The following is an 18,745-nucleotide window of genomic DNA, read 5'->3' as shown; positions in this document are numbered from 1 at the left end:
TATTTTTCTCAGTATAAATGACCGCGGATAAGCACATCCCGTACTTAAGCACGCTCCGCCGGGCCATCTTTAACGTCTTCATAATTTCAGACAAGGGATAATCCTTATCGGACCCCCATACAGCTCAGGTGGTTCATTTAGCCAGGCGAATATCAGGCGATATGATGTAACAACACGTGTTGTCGGCCGGGGCAGGCGGGGTAAAACAGCGGCAATGGGCGTCAGCGCAGGAGCGATCGCCGCCCGGGCCGGGCTACCCAGCAGCGGCGGCAAAGTCCGCGCCCCTGCCCGCTGCGGCGCGGACGGGGGAGCGGGGACAGCGCCGGTCAGCGCCTATTGATAATCGTCGATCGGCACGCAGGAGCAGAATAAATTGCGATCGCCGTACACATCATCCAGGCGTTTTACGCTCGGCCAGTATTTATTGCCGAAGCCCGCGGGAAACGCCGCGGTTTCCCGGCTGTAGGGATGGGACCACGCGCCCGTCAGCTCGCGCTCGATATGGGGCGCGTTGACCAGCGGATTGTCCGCCAGCGGCCATTCGCCGCTGCCCACCCGGTCGATTTCACCGCGGATGGCCAGCATCGCGTCGATAAAGCGATCCAGTTCCACCTGGCTTTCGGATTCGGTGGGCTCGACCATCAGCGTTCCCGCCACCGGGAAAGACATGGTGGGGGCGTGGAAACCGTAATCGATCAGGCGCTTGGCGATATCCATCTCGCTGATGCCGGTCGCTTCCTTCAGCGGCCGGATGTCCAGGATGCATTCATGGGCGACGCGGCCGTCGCGCCCGGTATACAGCACCGGAAACGCGGACTGCAACCGGCTGGCGATATAGTTGGCGTTCAGGATCGCCACCTGGCTGGCCTGCTTGAGTCCCTGGGCCCCCATCATGCGGATATACATCCAGCTGATCGGCAGGATCGAGGCGCTGCCGAACGGGGCGGCGGATACCGCGCCCTGGCGCGTCAGCACGCCGTCGATATGTACTACGGCATGCCCCGGCACAAACGGCGCCAGATGCGCTTTCACGCCGATGGGGCCCATGCCCGGGCCGCCGCCGCCGTGGGGAATGCAGAAGGTTTTATGCAGGTTCAGGTGCGAAACGTCGGCGCCGATAAAGCCCGGCGAGGTGATGCCGACCTGCGCGTTCATATTGGCGCCGTCCAGATACACCTGGCCGCCGAACTGGTGCACGATTTGGCAGACTTCGCGGATGGTCTCTTCGTATACGCCGTGGGTCGACGGGTAGGTCACCATGATGCATGACAACTGGTCGCCGGCCTGTTCGGCTTTCCGGCGCAAATCGTGTAAATCGATATTGCCGTTTTTATCGCAGGCCACCACGGTGACCGACATGCCGGCCATCTGGGCGGACGCCGGGTTGGTGCCGTGGGCGGAGCTGGGGATCAGGCAGATACGGCGGTTGCCCTCGTTGCGGCTCTCATGATAGCGGCGTATGGCCAGCATGCCGGCGTATTCTCCCTGCGCGCCCGAATTGGGCTGCATGCACAGCGCGTCATAGCCGGTAAGCTGCACCAGCCAGCGGGAGAGTTGAGCGATCATCTGCTGGTAGCCGGCCGCCTGCCCGACGGGACAAAACGGATGCAGCTCGGCGAACTCCGGCCAGGTGATGGGGATCATCTCGGCGGCGGCGTTCAGCTTCATGGTGCAGGAGCCGAGCGGGATCATCGACTGGTTAAGCGCCAGATCCTTGCGTTCCAGCTGATGCATATAACGCATCATGTCCGTTTCGCTGTGGTAACGGTTAAACACCGGATGCGTCAGGATGGGCGCGGCGCGCAGCAGATCCGCCGGGATGACCTCCCCGACCGCGCGATCAAGGGCGTCAATATCCAGCACGGCGTCGCCGCCGGTCACCACGCCGTACAGCGCGGCAAGGTCGTCGCGGCCGGTGGTTTCATCAAGCGTTATCCCCACCGCCCCGTCCAGGTCGGCGCGCAGGTTAATGCCGCGGGCCAGCGCGCGGCTTATCACCGCGTCTTTATCCGCCACATTGACGGTAAGGGTATCGAACCACCGGGCATGGCGCAGCGTCAGTCCCGCCGCCGTCAGGCCGGAAGCCAGGATGGCGGTCAGGCGATGGATGCGCGCGGCGATGCGTTTCAATCCTTCCGGACCGTGGTAGACCGCGTACAGGCCGGCGATATTGGCCAGCAGTACCTGCGAGGTGCAGATATTGGAGTTGGCCTTTTCGCGGCGGATATGCTGCTCGCGGGTTTGCATCGCCATGCGCAGGGCGGTACTGCCGGCCGCGTCGCGGGACACGCCGATAATACGTCCCGGCATGGAGCGCTTGACGTCGTCACGGGCGGCGAAAAACGCCGCGTGCGGGCCGCCGTAGCCCATGGGCACGCCGAAACGCTGGGAAGAGCCGAACACCACGTCGGCCCCCTGCGCGCCCGGCGCCGCCAGCAGTACCAGCGCCATCATATCGGCCGCCACGCAGCTGATGATGTGACGGGTTTTCAGTTCGGCCAGCAGCGCGCGGTAATCATGCAGTTCGCCGGTGGTGCCCGTCTGTTGCAGCAGCACGCCGAAGACGCCCTGCTGTTCCAGCGCGCGCGGGGCCGGGCCGGTGATCACCTCGAAACCGAAGGTCTCGGCGCGGGTGCGCACCACGTCCAGCGTTTGCGGATGGACATCGTCGGCGACAAAAAACACGTTGGCCTGTTTGAGCTTGCTGGCGCGCTTGGCCAGCGCCATGGCTTCCGCCGCCGCCGTGGCTTCATCCAGCAGCGAGGCGGAGGCGATATCCAGCCCGGTCAGGTCGAGGGTCAGTTGCTGGAAATTCAGCAAGGCCTCAAGGCGCCCCTGGGCGACCTCCGGCTGATAAGGCGTATAGGCGGTGTACCAGCCCGGGTTTTCCAGCATGTTGCGCAGGATCACCGGCGGGGTGACCACCGCGCTGTAGCCCATGCCGATATAGGTTTTAAACCGCTGGTTAAGACCCGCCATGGCCCTGAGCTCCGCCAGCGCCTGGGATTCCGTGGCCGCATCGCCGACCGCCGGAGGCGCCGGCAGCTGGATGTCGGCCGGGACGATGTGGCCAATCAACGCGTCGAGCGTCGCGGCGCCGATAGCCGACAGCATATGCGCCTGCTGCTGCGCGCTGGGGCCGATATGACGCTTGATAAAAGCGTCATGGTGTTCAAGCTGGCTGAGAGTCTGGGTCATAAACAACAATTCCTGCATCGGGCATGGGACGGGGAAAGGCAACGTGCTCGGCAGGGACAGGGGCCGGTATTCCAACGCCCTGTCCCGCCTGTTGGCCTCCGGACGGCTAATTAACCGTGCGGGACCGGGTCTCGGCGGTGGTTATTCGTCTTCGTCGAGCGTGGCCTCATAGGCCTCGGCGTCAAGCAATCCGGCGACCTCGCTTTCGTCGTCGGCCTTGATCTGGAACAACCAGCCCTCGGTGTAGGGCGCGCTGTTCACCAGTTCCGGCGACGCTTCCAGCTCTTCGTTCACCGCCACGATCTCGCCGCCGATGGGCGCATAGATATCCGAGGCGGCTTTCACTGATTCGGCTACCGCGCAATCGTCGCTGGCGGCGAAGGATGTGCCGACGTCCGGCAGGTCGAGAAACACCATATCGCCCAGCAGTTCCTGGGCATGTTCGGTAATGCCGACGGTATACACGCCGTTACCTTCGTTGCGCACCCATTCGTGGGAGGGGGTATATTTTAGTTCTTGCGGCACATTGCTCATTGCCTTCCTCACTCTTGCAAAGTTAATTATTGAACGACCGGTTTACCGGCGCGCACAAAACCAGGTTTGGTGACCTTAACCGGCATTTCGCGGTTACGGATTAATACAATGGCGTGCTCGCCGATACCGGCGGGCACGCGGGCCAGGGCAATGCTGAAACCCAGGGTGGGCGAGAACGAACCGCTGGTTATCACGCCCGTTTTCATATTACCGTCGGCGTCGGTAAAGTGTACCGTCAGGTCGTTGCGCAGCACACCTTTTTCCGTCATCACCAGGCCGACCAGTTGGTCGGTGCCGGCGCGGCGCTGGGCTTCAAGCGCCTCGCGGCCGATAAAATCCCGATCCTCGGGCTGCCAGGCGATGGTCCAGCCCATGTTGGCCGCCAGCGGAGAAATACGCTCATCCATTTCCTGGCCGTACAGGTTCATGCCGGCTTCCAGGCGCAGCGTATCGCGCGCGCCCAGGCCGCAGGGTTTGACGCCCGCCGCCAGCAGTTTGCGCCAGAAGGACTCCGCCTCGGTTTTCGGCAGCGCAATTTCAAATCCCGCCTCGCCGGTATAACCGGTGGTGGCGATAAATAAATCCTCCGACTGCACGCCGAAGAACGGTTTCATCCCGGCCACCGCCGCCTGCTGCGCGGGGGTAAACAGCGTGCGCGCTTTCTCCTGCGCCCGCGGGCCCTGTACGGCAATCAGCGCCAGGTCGTCGCGTACCCGTACCGACACACCGTAGGGGGCCGCGTGGTCGGTCACCCAGGTGACGTCTTTGTCGCGGGTGGCGGAATTCACCACCAGGCGAAAATAAGTCTCTTCGAGGAAATAGACGATCAGATCGTCGATAACGCCGCCTGAGGCGTTCAGCATGCCGCTATAGAGCGCCTTGCCGGGCACGGTGAGCTTGGCCACGTCGTTCGCCAGCAGGTAGCGCAGGTATTCGCGGGTGCGCGGACCCGTTAAATCGATGATGGTCATATGGGACACATCAAACATGCCCGCGTCGCGGCGCACCTGGTGATGCTCCTCCAGCTGGGAGCCATAGTGCAGCGGCATCATCCAGCCATGGAAGTCCACCATTTTCGCGCCGCACGCTATGTGCTGTTCATACAACGATGTCAGCTGGGCCATCTCGTCCTCTTTGTCGTCAAATCAGGAGCTGTAAAATTGAATTTTACGCCGCGACGCCCACAGCGAATCCGGCGGCGCAAACGATACCTTTTGCCAGAAGTTACCACTGAATCCCAGGGGAAACCATAAATTAAATTATCCTGCGGCCAGGGCGGTGCAGGCGGAGGGGATAGGCATGAATCAGCATGTTATGTTGGCAAAGTGGCGAATACGGCGCACAAACAATAAATGCCGGCCGTCAAAAGCAAAATATGATAACAAAAAACCCTGACTTTGGTCAGGGGCAAAGACTTTATTCCCGATATCGGATTAGAAAATATAATGCAAAATAGCGGGTTAAATTAGTTTATTTCAGTCAAACCGCGCCCGGTTCCAGCCATGCAGGCAGATCGTTTAACCCCATGGCCTGGCGGATGAGCCGGGGTTTGACCCCGGGTACCGTATCGGCCAGGCGCAGTCCCGCGTCGCGCACCCATTTTTTCAGCGGGTTATTGCCGTCGAACAACTGGCGGAACCCCTGCATGCCGGCCAGCATCACGGCAGCGCTATGCTTGCGACGGCGCTCATAGCGCCGCAGGTAGGGATGATGGCCGATATCCTTGCCGGCCTGCTGCAGCCGGCGCAGCTCCGACAGCAGTTCCGCCACGTCCATAAAACCGAGATTTACCCCCTGCCCGGCCAGCGGATGGACCGTATGCGCCGCGTCGCCCACCAGCACCAGGCGGTGGGCGGCGAAATCCCGCGCATAGCGGGCGGTCAGGGGAAAGGTTAACCGTTCGCTTTGCAATTCGCATAACCCCAGCGCCAGGTTGAAGTGCGCAGCCAGCTGCGCGTTAAATCCGGCCGGCGCCTGTTCCTGGAGCGACTGCGCCATCTCGGGCGGCAGGGACCAGACGATGGAGCAAAGATGCGGATCGCTCAGCGGCAGGAACGCCAGGATGCCGTCGCCGTGAAAGGCCTGGCGCGCAATGCCGCCGTGCGGATGTTCGGTACGCACGGTGGCCACCAGTGCGTGATGCTGGTAATCCCAGAAGGTCAGCGGAATATCGGCGTAGCGGCGCAGCCAGGAGTTGGCGCCGTCCGCGCCCACCACCAGCCGGGCGGTCAGCATGCCGCCGTCGTCGAGGGTGATAAACGCTTCGTTCTCGCCCCAGGCAATCTGGCGCGGCGCGCGCGGGCACAGCAGCGTCACGTCGGACAGCTGCCCGGCCCGGCGCCACAGCGCCTGGTGGATAACCGGGTTCTCGACGATATGGCCCAGATGGGCGTAGCCCAGCTGTTTACCGTCAAAGGCGATATTGCCGAAGCCATCGTTGTCCCAGACCTGCATGCCCTGATAGGGATTGGCGCGCAGCGCGACGATATCGTCCCAGACCTGCAGGTGTTCCAGCAGGCGCTGGCTGGCGGCGTTGATGGCCGATACCCGCAGCGCGGGGCTATCGGCCGGCGGCACCGGCTCCGGCGCCTGTTGTTCCAGCACGGCCACGCGCATGCCGCTGCCCTGGAGTCCACAGGCCAGCGCCAGGCCGACCATGCCGCCGCCGTTGATGACCACGTCAAATGCTTGCATAACTGTAATATCCTTTTAAAGACCGGGAACCAGCGTAAGGGTGCTAACGCGCCACCCAGCCCAGGGTTTGCCGCGCCAGCGCGTCGCGCAGCCCCGGCGAAGCGGCCATGGCGGCAAGACCCAGGTTACGCGCCACCACCAGCGGCGGATGCCGGTTGGCAAACAAATGTATCAGGCCGTCGGTAATGCCGATCGTGCGGTCCTTATCGGGCAGACGGCGCTGCTGATAGCGCTGTAGGGTGGCGTAGGCGCCCGGGTCCTCGCCCCGCGCCAGGGCCTCGGCCAGGGTTTCCGCCAGGGTCATCACGTCACGCAAGCCCAGGTTGAACCCCTGGCCGGCAATAGGATGCAGGGTTTGCGCCGCGTTGCCCACCAGCGCCAGCCGATGGCTTACCTGGCGCGTGGCGGTGCGCAGCTGCAGCGGGTAACACTGCCGCTGCCCGCAGGCGGTAATACGCCCGAGCCGCCAGCCGAAGGCGGCTTGCAGCGCGTCGATAAACCGGCTTTCGCTCCAGCCGGTGATTTCCTGGCGCATGGACTGCGGCAGGCACCACACCAGCGCGCTGCGCCCCTGCGACATGGGCAGCATGGCCAGCGGCCCATGTTCGGTAAAACGCTCATAAGCCCGGCCCTGATGCGCCTCAGCGGTGGTGACATTGGCGATAATCGCCAGTTGCCCATAGTCCTCCTGGCGCCACTGCATATGGCAATGGCGCGCCGCCTGCGAGTGCGAACCGTCCGCCGCCACCAGCAGCGAGCCGGTCAGCTCCGTCCCGTTGTCAAGCCGCGCCAGGATATCGTCCTGGCGGCGGGTAATATCCGTAAGCGTCGCGGGGCAGTGCAGCCTTACCCCCGACGCCTGGCGCAGCAGGGCAAATAAACGCTGCCCGGCGTCGTGCAGCTCCACCACATAACCCAGCGCGGGTACGCGGTAATCGCGCGCGGACAGCGAGACTTTACCCGGATAGCCGCTATCGCTGACCTCGACACGGGTGATGGGCGTGGCGCAGGACATCAGCGAAGGCCAGACACCGATGGCGGTTAATTGCTGGCTGGTGCCCTGGGCCAGGGCGATGGCGCGGGCGTCATAACCGGGATGGCGCCGGTTTTCCGGCGCGGCCGCTTCCACTAAATCGATCTCCAGCCGCCCGCCGGTCAGGCGGGACAAGGCCAGCGCCAGGGTGGCGCCGGCCATGCCGCCGCCGATAATGATCACCGACATAGGCTAGCGCGCCGCCGCCATCAGCGCTTCGATGGCATCCGGGTCCTTGACCACCGATGCGGTGAGGTTGTCGTTGCCCTGTTCGGTGATAACGATATTGTCCTCGATGCGGATGCCGATGCCGCGATATTGCGGCGGCACATCCGCGTCCGCGGCGATATAAATGCCCGGCTCGATGGTCAGCACCATGCCCGGCTCCAGGGTCCTGCCCCGCTCCGGGGTGCCGTAGTCGCCGACGTCGTGCACATCCAGCCCCAGCCAATGGCTTAAGCCGTGCATAAAGAACTGCCGGTGGGCCTGGGCGGCGATAAGCCCGTCCACGTCGCCCTTCATTACGCCCAGCGCCACCAGCCCGGAGACCATAACCCGCACCGCCTGTTCATTGACTTCGCGGATACTGGTGCCCGGCCGGTACAACGCCAGGGATTTCTCCAGCATCGCCAGCACTATGTCGTACAGCGCCCGCTGCTCGGGGCTGAACTTGCCGTTCACCGGGAAGGTGCGGGTGATATCGCCGGCATACCCCTGGTATTCACAGCCGGCGTCGATAAGCACCAGATCGCCGTCGCGCATCTGCGCCTCGTTTTCGGTGTAGTGCAGAATACAGCCGTTTTCGCCGCTGCCGACGATGGTATTGTAGGAAGGATAGCGGGCGCCGTGCCGGTTGAATTCATGCAGGATTTCGCCTTCCAGCTGGTATTCATACTGCCCCGGACGACAGGCCCGCATGGCGCGGGTATGCCCGAGCGCGGTGATTTCGCCGGCGCGGCGCATGACCGCCAGCTCCTCCGCCGATTTAACCAGCCTGAAATCGTGCACCCAGGGGCGCCAGTCGGTAAGCGTGGCGGGCGCGCGCAAATGCTGACGGTAGCCGCGGCGCAGGGTATCGAGGGCGTTAAACACCAGGGTATCGGCAAAGGCGTATTGTCCCTGGGCGTGATAGACCACATCCAGTCCGTTCAGCAGCAGGTGCAACTGATGATTGATTTCGTCCCACGGCAAGGCCCGGTCCACGGCAAGTCTGGCCGGGGCGGCCTCCTGGCCCAGGCGGCGGCCGAACCAGGTCTCGGCGCCGGGATCGCGCACCCGGTTGAACAGCACGCTGTGCGAATGGGTCGCGTCGCTTTTGATAAGCACCAGCGCCGCCTCCGGTTCGTTGAACCCGGTGAAATACCAGAAGTCGCTATTCTGGCGATAGGGATATTCACTGTCGGCGCTGCGCGTCGCCTCCGGCGCCGCAAAAATGACGGCGGCGCTGGCCGGAGCCATGTTGGCCAACAATGCCTGCCGGCGGCGTAAAAATTCTTGTGATGTCATCACTCTCTCCTGCCTTGCCATACTCTCAACAATTCAACGGGCGGTGCTGCCGGTTGCGGCGATCAGTGCAGCGTCGGCTTTGGCTTTTCCAGCGGGCCGGCGTGCTCCGAGCGGGTAAATCCATTATGGCAAAGAATGGCGGCCATACGCACGTATTCAACGACTTCCTCCAGCGACTGCGCCAGCTCTTCCTGATCTTCATCTTCGTCATAGCCGAGCTGGCCGATATTGCGCAGATCGTCGATGGCTTCCTTTAGCTCGCCCTTGATTTTATCCAGCTGCGGCTGCATCACGCCCAGCCCCAGCAGGAAATGATTTACCCAGCCGGCCAGCGCGTCCACGCGCTCGAATACCGTGGCGCGGTCGTCGTCGGGCAGCAGCAGCTGAAACATAAACTCCTCGTCGTCCAGGGTTTGCGCGGTGGCTTCGTGCAGCTGGCGCAGCGGGTCGGCCAGGGTCTGGGAAAAGGCCATGCCCTCGTTGGTCAGCTCGTGCACCAGCGTCTGCCAACTGTGATCCTTGTTGCCGCCGCACAGCATGCCGCTTATCAAACCATGCATTTCCGCCGGCGTCAGCGCCACGGCCTGTTGGTTAAGCAGTTGGGTCAGGTTATCGTAGTCGGGAAAGGTATTTTGTATAGACATGCGCTTTCATCGTCGTTGGCAGGATAAGTTCGTGTTATGCTACCACCAAGGTCCGTAGCTATACCAGAAAGGGCGTGTATCTTCTGTTTTATATGGATTCTTCTGTTTGATATAGCGCATGGATATAGAGTATAGTTGCGCCCGCCCTGTGCTCCCGCAATGGTGAAACGGGAGTGGCCTGGCGTCGGCGCGGTAACAAAGCAGGAAGGTGGTATGTCCGCACAACCGGTAGATATTCAAATTTTTGGCCGCACGTTAAGGGTAAATTGCCCGCCGGAACAACAAGAAGCGTTGAACCAGGCGGCGGAAGATCTTAATCAGCGGTTGCAAGATCTCAAAGTTCGCACTAGAGTCACCAATACAGAACAGCTTGTTTTTATCGCGGCACTGAACGTATGCCACGAACTGGCGCAGGAAAGAGTTAAAACCCGTGATTACGCCGCCAACATGGAACAGCGGATCCGGTTACTGCAGCAGACGATTGAGCAGGCACTGGTAGAACAGGGCCGTATCTCCGAGCGACCAGGCACGCAGTTCGAGTAACGATAGCCGCCGGGAAAATCCCGCGGAACAGGAATACAAAATTTCTCTGAGGTGTTCGCCAGCGGGCCCGTCCCCTGAGCCGATAATTTTTACCACAAGAATGTGGCGATCTGTAACTGGTGCGCAAGCTCGGTTCGTCCGAGAAGCCTTAAGGTTATAACGCTGCGTTCACCTTGAACCATGGGTTCAAGGGTTACAGCCTGCGGCGGCATCTCGGAGATCCCTTTATAGCGTAGCGTCGGTTTGCATCAGCAGCGGACGCGCGCGTCAGCGGCGCGGCTTGGTACGGCTCTCGGCACGGCGTATCAGGCTTCTTCCCCCCCGCCACACGCTATTCCCCGACAGCGTTTTTTCAGACCCGATTTCTTTATCCGCGTACGTTATGACATCCCCCCGGACCGTCTTTATGACATACTTTATTACCTTCTTTTTCCGGTATAGCGCGTAATCAGCCATGACCCAGTCGCCCGAAACGTCCCTGCAGCGGCAAAGTATCCGCAACCATATCCGCCGGCAACGCCGCCGGCTCACCCCGGGCGAACAGGCCGCTGCGGCCGCGGCGCTGGTCAAAACCCTGCTGGCCGACCCGCGGGTTACCGCGGCCCGCAGCCTGGCGCTGTTTTTATCGTTTGACGGCGAGCTGGATACCCGGCCGCTTATTGAGGCGCTTTGGCAACGCGACCAGCGCGTCTATTTGCCGGTGCTGCACCCTTTCAGCCCGGGCCACCTGTTGTTCCTGCGCTACAGGCCCGATACGCCGCTGGTGCTGAACCGCCTGCATATCAGCGAGCCGCGGCTGGACGTGACCCAACTCTTGCCGGCGCGGCATCTCGATATCCTGTTTACCCCGCTGGTGGCCTTTGATGCCCGGGGCCAGCGCCTGGGCATGGGCGGCGGCTTTTACGATCGCACCCTGCGGCACTGGCGGCGCGGCGCCGGCTTCTACCCCATCGGGCTGGCCCACGATTGCCAGCAGGTGGACGCCATACCGGCGGAGCCCTGGGATATCCCGTTGCCGGAAATTGTTACCCCGTCGCGGCACTGGCGCTGGTAAACCGCCGGGGACGGATGGCAGCCCTTGGCCCGGTGGTGTACCCGGCGTGCGCGGTAAGCGGGCGGTACCCATAAAAAAACCCCGGCTTGCTAAGCCGGGGCTGGGGTCGACCACGTCAGGCGCGCAGCTATCAGTACAGCAGGCGGGCGCGGATAGTGCCGGGTATCGCCTTCAGCAGCTGCAGGGCGGTATTTTCGGTATCGGTTTCCACATCAATGACCACATAACCGATTTCGGGCGTGGTTTGCAGATACTGGGCGGCGATATTGATGCTTTGCTCGGCAAAAATCTGGTTGATGCGGGTCAGGATCCCGGGACGGTTTTCATGGATATGCAGTAAACGGCTGACGTTATCGCCATGTTCCGGCAGCGAGACTTCCGGGAAATTGACCGCCGACAGGGTCGAGCCGTTATCGGAGTATTTGGCCAGTTTGCCCGCCACCTCCACGCCGATATTTTCCTGCGCTTCCTCGGTGGAGCCGCCGATATGCGGCGTCAGGATCACATTATCGAATTCACACAGCGGCGAGTTGAACGGATCGCTGTTGGTGGCGGGCTCTTCGGGGAACACGTCCACGGCGGCGCCGGCGATATGTTTACTGGCCAGGGCGTCGCACAGGGCCGGGATATCCACCACCGTACCGCGCGAGGCATTGATAAACAGCGACCCCGGTTTCATATGGCCGAATTCGTCCTTGCCCATCATATTGCGGGTGGACTGAGTATCCGGCACATGCAGGGAGACCACGTCGCACATACCCAGCAGCTCAGGCAGCGAATCCACCTGGCGCGCGTTGCCCAGGGACAGTTTGCTCTCGATATCGTAATAGAACACCTGCATCCCCAGGCCTTCCGCCAGGATACTCAGCTGGGTGCCGATATGGCCGTAACCGATGATGCCCAGTTTCTTGCCGCGCGCTTCATAGCTGCCGCTCGCCTGCTTGTTCCACTGGCCGCGGTGCGCCTTGGCGTTGGCCTCCGGGACGCCGCGTATCATCAGCAGCATTTCGCCGAGCACCAATTCCGCCACGGAGCGGGTATTGGAAAAAGGCGCATTGAATACCGGCACGCCTTTTTTCAGCGCGGCTTTCAGATCGACCTGATTGGTGCCGATACAAAAGCAGCCGACGGCAACGAGTTTTTCCGCCGCGGCAAAGATGTCTTCCGTCAGGTGGGTACGGGATCGGATGCCGATAAAGTGCGCGTCGCGCACGGAGGCTTTCAGTGCCGCGGAATCCAGCGCGCCCTTATGGTATTCAATATTGGTATAACCGGCGCGTTTCAGGTTATCCACCGCGCTGGGGTGAACACCTTCGACCAACAGAAACTTAATCTTATCTTTTTCCAGCGATACTTTTGCCATTTCCCGACCCTTTTTGAGACTTCAGATGCGACTGCAACACACAGCACCCGGACAAAATAACAAAAATTACCGTGGCGGCAACAGGGCCGTTTATCCTTAAGACAGCATAAGACGCAGCCATAAGCGATTGCTATGGATAAATCCTCTGGTCTGGTGGAGAAGCGTCATATATATAGCAGGCCGATGGCATAAATGTGACATTTATCACTGAATTTCGCCTGCGGCGATAAAAGATGCTATGTAAACAAAATTAACATCCGCCGCCGCCGGCGTGGCAAGCCGGCGGCGGCGCCGGGCGGCGGTAAAACCGGCCCGTTACTCGATAACCTGAACGCCCCCGGCGGTGCCGATCAGCGCCACATCCGCGCCGCGCCGGGCAAACAGGCCCACGGTCACCACGCCGGGCAGGCTGTTGATTTTGTCTTCCAGGGCCACCGCGTCCAGGATGCGCAGGTTGCGCACGTCCAGGATAATATTGCCGTTATCGGTTACCACGCCCTGGCGGTACTCCGGCAATCCGCCCAGTTTCACCAGCTCGCGCGCCACATAGGCGCGCGCCATCGGGATCACTTCCACCGGCAGGGGAAAATTGCCCAGGACGTCCACCCGTTTGGATCCATCGACGATACAGATAAATTTACGCGCGACCGCCGCGATGATTTTTTCGCGCGTCAGGGCCGCCCCGCCGCCTTTGATCATCTGCATCTGGCCGTTGATTTCATCGGCGCCGTCGACATAGATGTCCAGCACGTCGACGCTGTTGAGATCCAGCAGCGGGATACCGAGGCTCTTCAGCTTGGCCGAGGAGGCGTCCGAACTGGAGACCGCCCCTTCGATTTGATTCCTGATGCTGCCCAGGGCATCGATAAAATGCGCGGCGGTGGACCCGGTGCCGACGCCGACGATCGTGCCCGGTTTCACATACTTCAATGCCGACCAGCCCACCGCCTTTTTCAGTTCATCCTGCGTCATAAATAATTAAGCCCTTGGCTACGGAAAGTGGGCGGTATTATAAAACAATATCATCGCCGATGGCGTGAATTCCGCCACAACCCGCCGCATCCCGGATGCCCGCGCCTGACACGGCTGAAATTTTGCGTCCGCAACCGGGTCAATCTATGGCATAGTGAAAACCGGTGACCAAAAAGTACCTATTGATGCACAGAGATATCGACGCAGGGGATAAAGAATGAAACGCCCGGACTATCGGACGCTGCAGGCGCTTGACGCCGTGATACGGGAACGGGGTTTTGAACGCGCCGCGCAAAAATTATGTATCACCCAATCCGCGGTATCGCAGCGCATAAAACAACTGGAAAACCTGTTCGGCCAGCCGCTGCTGGTGCGTACCATTCCCCCACGGCCCACCGAACAAGGGCAAAAGCTGCTGGCCTTGCTGCATCAGGTGGAATTGCTGGAGGACGAATGGCTGGGCACCGATAACGGCAGCGACACGCCGCTGCTGCTGTCGCTGGCGGTGAATGCCGACAGCCTGGCGACCTGGCTGCTGCCGGCGCTGAAACCGGTGCTGACCGATTCGCCTATCCGCCTTAATTTACAGGTGGAAGATGAAACGCGTACCCAGGAAAGGCTAAGGCGCGGCGAAGTGGTGGGCGCGGTCAGTATCCAGCCCCAGCCGCTGCCGAGCTGCCTGGTGGATCAACTGGGCGCCCTGGATTATCTGTTCGTGGCATCCCAGCCTTTTGCCGATCGTTATTTCCCCCACGGCGTGACGCGCAGCGCGCTGCTGAAAGCGCCGGCGGTGGCGTTTGACCATCTGGACGATATGCACCAGGCGTTTTTGCAGCAGAACTTTGACCTGCCGCCGGGCAGCGTGCCCTGCCATATCGTCAACTCATCGGAAGCCTTCGTGCAGCTGGCGCGCCAGGGCACGACCTGCTGCATGATCCCGCATCTGCAAATCGAACGGGAGCTGGCGACGGGCGAACTGATAGACCTGACGCCGGGCCTATACCAGCGCCGCATGCTGTTCTGGCATCGGTTTGCGCCGGAAAGCCGCATGATGCGCAAAGTGACCGACGCCCTGCTCTCCCATGGCCGGCAGGTCTTGCGCCAGGCCTGAGGGCCGCACAGCGCCGGCGCGCCCCGCAGTGGGACGCATCGGCCACACCCGCCGCCTAGGGCTGGCGTTGCAGCTCGAACACGACATCCACCTGATCGTCAAAATGGATCGCCTGCTGGACATAGGTCTGGGCCGCATCGGTCTGCGACATGGCCTCGTTGGTCTTAAACATCCGCGCCACCGGCACCGGCTGGTAGTTCGCCACATGGTAACGAATGCTGAAAATCGGCCCCAGGGTGGCTTTAAAGCCTTCCGCCAGCGAACGGGCCTGGGAAGTGGCGTTTTCAATCGCCTTGTTGCGCGCCCGATCGCGGTAGGCGTCCGGATTAGCCACGCCCAGCTCGACGGAGCGGATTTCATTCAGGCCGGATTTCAGCGCGCCGTCCAGCAGTTCATTGAGCTTATCAAGCTGGCGCAGCGTGACCTGCACCTGGCGCACGGCGCGATAGCCTTTCAGCACCGATTCCCCGGTCTTTAAAAAATCATATTCCGGCTGGGTGCGCAGGTTCGCGGCGTCGATATCTTTATTTTCGATGCCGTTTTTATTAAGAAAATCAAAATATTGCGCCACGCGCGCGTCCACCTGTTTTTTAGCGTCGGCGGCGTCTTTCGAGGAAATCGACACTTCGATGGTCAGGGTGGCGATATCCGGCGTCGCCTCGACACTTGACGTGCCGGAGGTGATCACATGCGGCCCGGCGGGAAGCTCGGCGGCCAGCGCCTGGGTCGTAAACGATCCTAATCCCAACAGGGTGGTTAACAGCAATGCTTTGACCTTCATGACGTCTCCTGTGCGGCAAAATGCGCTGAATATAAATGAAAATACCGCCTATGATTGCGCATTTTCATCTAAAAACAACGCCCTTTGCGCTTATTTACCGTTATGTGATTATCGGCACCCAGCATAATCGTTGCCGTTGCGTTAAAATATAGGATAAGTTCGCAATCTCATGCAGCGCCACGCCCCGGGCACTACACCGGCTGCGCGGTAAACATCTGCCAGGCCTGGCGCGCCAACTGCAGCGCCACCAGCCACATCACCACGCCGACGAATAACTGGATCCCGCGCTGCACCCGGCCGCGGTTAAGCCAGGGGGCCAGACGCGCCGACAGCATGGCCAGGCCATAGAACCATACCAGGGACGCGCCGATGGTGCCGCCGGCGAACCAGCGCCGCGCCGCCGGCTCCAGTTGCCCGCCGATACTGCCCAGCACCACCAGCGTATCCAGGTAAACGTGGGGATTGAGCCAGGTCACCGCCAGCATGGTAAGGATAATGCGCCGCCGCGACGGGCGGAAGACCTCGCCCGGGACACCGGCGCGGTCATCCCCTTCCCCGCGCCAGGCGTTTTTCAGCGCGCAAAAGCCATACACCGCCAAAAACGCCACCCCCGCCAGGGTCACGCCCTGCAACAATATGGGCGACTGCGACAGCAGCGCGCTGCTGCCAAAAACGCCGGCGATAATCAGCGCCATATCGCTTAACAGGCACAAAGTGGCGATCAGCAAATGATATTGCCGCCGTATGCCCTGGTTCATCACCAGGATATTCTGCGGCCCAAGGGGCACAATGGTCGCCATGCCCAACGCAAAACCCTGCATAAAAATAACCCACACGTCGCTCACCGCCTGCTGCCAATAAAAAGTAGCGCTAGTGTAATCAGAAGCGGATATCAGTTGAAATGGAATAAATTAATCTTGCATTAGCATTGCTTATAATCTGATCACCTGTGCGGCAGCGGGCAAGGCTGACCGCCGGCATGGCGTGACAACCCGCCGCGCCGGCGGGTTTAGCGGCAAGGCCTCTCAGGAGGGTTGCCGCGGCGCAGCCGGGGCCGCGGGCGAATGGCCGCCCTCGGCCGCCGCCTCGGATTTGGGCTTGGGCGCGCGATACATATGCACATCCATTTGCGGATAGGGAATGCCGATCTGGTGCTCGTCAAGGGCGCGTTTAAAGCTTTCCAGCAGGTCGAAGGTGGCGTTTTGCAGCGCATCCCGCGGTACCCAGGCGCGGACCATAAAATCGAGCGACGAGGCCCCCAGGGCGTTGAGGCGCACGGTAATACCCTTATCTTTCAGCACGCGGTTGTCGGCTGCGATAATATCGGTCAGCAGGCTTTTCACCTGTTCGATATCGGCGTCGTAGCTCACGCTGATAATCAAATCGATCAGCCGGTTGGGTTCCCGCGAGAAGTTGGTGATATTGCCGGACAGGATCTTGCTGTTGGGCACCACGATCATTTTGCCGTCGAAGGTGCGCAGCGTGGTGGAAAAGATCTGCACCACCAGCACGGTGCCGGCGGTGCCGGCGAAATCGACATACTCCCCGGCGCGAAAATGGCGGAAGGTCACCAGCAGCACGCCGGCGGCGAAATTGGACAGCGAGCCTTGCAGCGCCAGGCCTACCGCCAGGCCGGCGGCGCCGATAACCGCAATCACCGACGCGGTCTGCACGCCGATGCGCCCCAGGGCCGCGATAATGGTGAAAATGATGATGCCGTAACGGACAATGGCGGAGAGAAAGTCCGCCACGGTAATATCGATGTGGCGCGTTCTCATCAGTTTGTTGAGGGTGCGCGAAATGACGCCCGCAACCAGCATCCCGACGATCAGAATGATAATGGCGGCGACGATGTTCACCGCGTAATGGATTAATAATTGCTGGTTATTGACCAGCCAGCTGCCGGCGTCATTGATTTTATCGACTACGTTTAGATCTTCCATTTAGGTCATCCCACTCTGGTGTATTGCAAAAAAAAACCTGCCGGCGCTGACGTGCCGGCAACAACGGAGCCTTTTAAGCGTAACCAATAATCGGATGACTGCCAACGTCAGGTGGAAAAACGGCCGAAAATAATGCGCCTTATCATAACGTTAAAGGCCTCCACACGGGAGGCCTTTAGAGAAGGGCAATGACGGCGGAAAAATTACAGCACGTCTATCGCATTCAATTCCTGAAACGCCAGTTCCAGGCGGGTAGCCATAGAGACCTGTCCGGCACGCAGCCAGGCACGCGGATCGTAGAATTTCTTGTTCGGTTTGTCGTCGCCTTCCGGGTTGCCCAGCTGGGTTTCCAGGTAGCCGGCATTCTTGTGGTAATACTTCAGGATACCTTCCCAGGTTGCCCATTGGGTATCGGTATCGATGTTCATTTTCACGACGCCGTAGCTCACCGCTTCTTTAATTTCTTCCGGGGTTGAGCCCGAGCCGCCGTGGAACACCAGGTTCAGGGAGTTAGCCGGCAGGCCGAATTTTTCCGAAACGAATTTCTGCGAGTTATCCAGAATTTTCGGGGTCAGCTTAACGTTGCCCGGTTTGTAAACGCCATGCACGTTGCCGAAGGCGGCGGCGATGGTGAAACGCGGGCTGATGGCGTTGAGCTTTTCATACGCGTAGGCCACGTCTTCCGGCTGGGTATACAGCGCGGAGTTATCCAGATGGCTGTTGTCCACGCCGTCTTCTTCACCACCGGTGCAGCCCAGTTCGATTTCCAGCGTCATGTCCAGCTTGGCCATGCGGGCCAGGTACTTGCCGCTGATTTCAATGTTTTCTTCCAGCGGCTCTTCGGACAGATCGATCATATGCGAGGAGAACAGCGGTTTGCCGGTGGCGGCGTAATGTTTTTCACCCGCGTCCAACAGGCCGTCAAGCCAGGGCAGCAGTTTTTTGGCGCAATGGTCGGTATGCAGGATAACCGGCACGCCGTAATGCTCCGCCATATGATGGACATGCAGCGCGCCGGCGATAGCGCCGAGAACCGCGGCAGTCTGGCCTTCGACCTTCAGGCCTTTACCGGCGATAAAAGCCGCGCCGCCGTTGGAGAACTGAACGATAATCGGCGCGCGTACCTTCGCGGCGGCTTCCAGCGCGGCGTTAATGGAATCCGTGCCTACGCAGTTAACGGCGGGCAGGGCAAAGTGGTTTTCCTTCGCCACGGCAAATACTTTTTGTACGTCGTCACCGGTGATGACGCCTGGTTTTACAAAATCAAAAATCTTAGACATATTGCTTTGTCCTGTTCTGTAGGCCATTGATGGAGGGAATCAAATACCGTTGCCCTAGCCTGCATTCGCAACGATGTTTGCGGGCGCCC

16 protein-coding genes and 1 other RNA gene are annotated in these 18,745 nt (G+C 60.7%); 4 read left to right on the top strand and 13 right to left on the bottom strand.

All coding sequences use genetic code 11. The features are described 5' to 3' along the window. Positions 1 to 333 precede the first annotated feature (333 nt). The 7 genes from gcvP to ACL2XF_RS25010 form a co-directional block, all read right to left on the bottom strand. The gene (gcvP, locus tag ACL2XF_RS25040; protein WP_413727711.1) at positions 334 to 3,198 is read right to left on the bottom strand and encodes an aminomethyl-transferring glycine dehydrogenase; all 2,865 of its coding nucleotides are present in this window, start codon (positions 3,196 to 3,198) and stop codon (positions 334 to 336) included. Positions 3,199 to 3,339: 141 nt separating this feature from the next. After that, positions 3,340 to 3,732 carry a glycine cleavage system protein GcvH gene (gcvH, locus tag ACL2XF_RS25035; RefSeq protein ID WP_410013598.1) on the bottom strand — a complete coding sequence of 131 codons (393 nt, stop codon included), beginning with the start codon at positions 3,730 to 3,732 and terminating at the stop codon, positions 3,340 to 3,342. A 26-nt stretch (positions 3,733 to 3,758) separates the two neighbouring features. Then, the gene (gene gcvT / locus ACL2XF_RS25030; RefSeq protein WP_413721417.1) at positions 3,759 to 4,856 is read right to left on the bottom strand and encodes a glycine cleavage system aminomethyltransferase GcvT; all 1,098 of its coding nucleotides are present in this window, start codon (positions 4,854 to 4,856) and stop codon (positions 3,759 to 3,761) included. Positions 4,857 to 5,211: 355 nt separating this feature from the next. Then, positions 5,212 to 6,426 carry an FAD-dependent 2-octaprenylphenol hydroxylase gene (gene ubiI, locus ACL2XF_RS25025; protein WP_413721418.1) on the bottom strand — a complete coding sequence of 405 codons (1,215 nt, stop codon included), beginning with the start codon at positions 6,424 to 6,426 and terminating at the stop codon, positions 5,212 to 5,214. 43 nt (positions 6,427 to 6,469) lie between these two features. After that, positions 6,470 to 7,648 (bottom strand): 2-octaprenyl-6-methoxyphenyl hydroxylase, encoded by a 1,179-nt coding sequence (ubiH, locus tag ACL2XF_RS25020; protein ID WP_413727710.1) that lies wholly within the window; start codon positions 7,646 to 7,648, stop codon positions 6,470 to 6,472. 3 nt (positions 7,649 to 7,651) lie between these two features. After that, on the bottom strand, positions 7,652 to 8,965 hold the full coding sequence (gene pepP, locus ACL2XF_RS25015) for a Xaa-Pro aminopeptidase (RefSeq protein WP_413727709.1): 1,314 nt from the start codon (positions 8,963 to 8,965) through the stop codon (positions 7,652 to 7,654). Positions 8,966 to 9,027: 62 nt separating this feature from the next. Then, entirely contained in the window at positions 9,028 to 9,609 is a 582-nt protein-coding gene (locus ACL2XF_RS25010) for a YecA family protein (RefSeq protein WP_410013593.1), read from the bottom strand. A gap of 213 nt (positions 9,610 to 9,822) precedes the next feature. Between ACL2XF_RS25010 and zapA the strand changes: the two genes are divergently transcribed. The 3 genes from zapA (at position 9,823) to ACL2XF_RS24995 (ending at position 11,206) form a co-directional block, all read left to right on the top strand. Then, the gene (gene zapA / locus ACL2XF_RS25005; RefSeq protein WP_410013592.1) at positions 9,823 to 10,152 is read left to right on the top strand and encodes a cell division protein ZapA; all 330 of its coding nucleotides are present in this window, start codon (positions 9,823 to 9,825) and stop codon (positions 10,150 to 10,152) included. Positions 10,153 to 10,192: 40 nt separating this feature from the next. Then, positions 10,193 to 10,376: non-coding RNA, 6S RNA (ssrS, locus tag ACL2XF_RS25000), on the top strand. 230 nt (positions 10,377 to 10,606) lie between these two features. Further along, positions 10,607 to 11,206: a 5-formyltetrahydrofolate cyclo-ligase gene (locus ACL2XF_RS24995; RefSeq protein ID WP_410013591.1), complete on the top strand. Its 600-nt coding sequence runs from the start codon at positions 10,607 to 10,609 to the stop codon at positions 11,204 to 11,206. 130 nt (positions 11,207 to 11,336) lie between these two features. Here ACL2XF_RS24995 and serA read toward each other — a convergent pair whose 3' ends face one another. Both serA and rpiA read right to left on the bottom strand, forming a co-directional pair. Continuing rightward, on the bottom strand, positions 11,337 to 12,569 hold the full coding sequence (gene serA, locus ACL2XF_RS24990; protein WP_410013590.1) for a phosphoglycerate dehydrogenase: 1,233 nt from the start codon (positions 12,567 to 12,569) through the stop codon (positions 11,337 to 11,339). Positions 12,570 to 12,884: 315 nt separating this feature from the next. After that, entirely contained in the window at positions 12,885 to 13,541 is a 657-nt protein-coding gene (gene rpiA, locus ACL2XF_RS24985; RefSeq protein WP_410013589.1) for a ribose-5-phosphate isomerase RpiA, read from the bottom strand. 217 nt (positions 13,542 to 13,758) lie between these two features. Here rpiA and ACL2XF_RS24980 point away from each other — a divergent pair, with 217 nt between their 5' ends. Further along, positions 13,759 to 14,652: a LysR family transcriptional regulator ArgP gene (locus ACL2XF_RS24980; RefSeq protein ID WP_410013588.1), complete on the top strand. Its 894-nt coding sequence runs from the start codon at positions 13,759 to 13,761 to the stop codon at positions 14,650 to 14,652. 55 nt (positions 14,653 to 14,707) lie between these two features. Here the strand turns inward: ACL2XF_RS24980 and ACL2XF_RS24975 are convergent, their stop codons facing one another. The 4 genes from ACL2XF_RS24975 to fbaA all read right to left on the bottom strand — a co-directional run bounded on the left by ACL2XF_RS24975 (position 14,708) and on the right by fbaA (position 18,656). Further along, positions 14,708 to 15,433 (bottom strand): oxidative stress defense protein, encoded by a 726-nt coding sequence (locus ACL2XF_RS24975; RefSeq protein WP_410013587.1) that lies wholly within the window; start codon positions 15,431 to 15,433, stop codon positions 14,708 to 14,710. A 191-nt stretch (positions 15,434 to 15,624) separates the two neighbouring features. Then, complete coding sequence (locus ACL2XF_RS24970; RefSeq protein ID WP_413728859.1) at positions 15,625 to 16,254, bottom strand: LysE family transporter; 630 nt, start codon at positions 16,252 to 16,254, stop codon at positions 15,625 to 15,627. Positions 16,255 to 16,458: 204 nt separating this feature from the next. Beyond that, positions 16,459 to 17,376, bottom strand: a complete 918-nt coding sequence (mscS, locus tag ACL2XF_RS24965; protein ID WP_413727708.1) for a small-conductance mechanosensitive channel MscS — start codon at positions 17,374 to 17,376, stop codon at positions 16,459 to 16,461. Between the two features lie 203 nt (positions 17,377 to 17,579). Further along, entirely contained in the window at positions 17,580 to 18,656 is a 1,077-nt protein-coding gene (gene fbaA / locus ACL2XF_RS24960) for a class II fructose-bisphosphate aldolase (protein ID WP_410013585.1), read from the bottom strand. Between the last annotated feature and the right edge of the window lie 89 nt (positions 18,657 to 18,745).

This window comes from Sodalis sp. RH19, from assembly GCF_047324215.1.
In the GTDB taxonomy this organism is placed as follows: domain Bacteria; phylum Pseudomonadota; class Gammaproteobacteria; order Enterobacterales; family Enterobacteriaceae; genus Acerihabitans.
The sequence above is the reverse complement of the archived record's forward strand: the minus strand, read 5'-3'. Positions and strand labels throughout refer to the sequence as shown.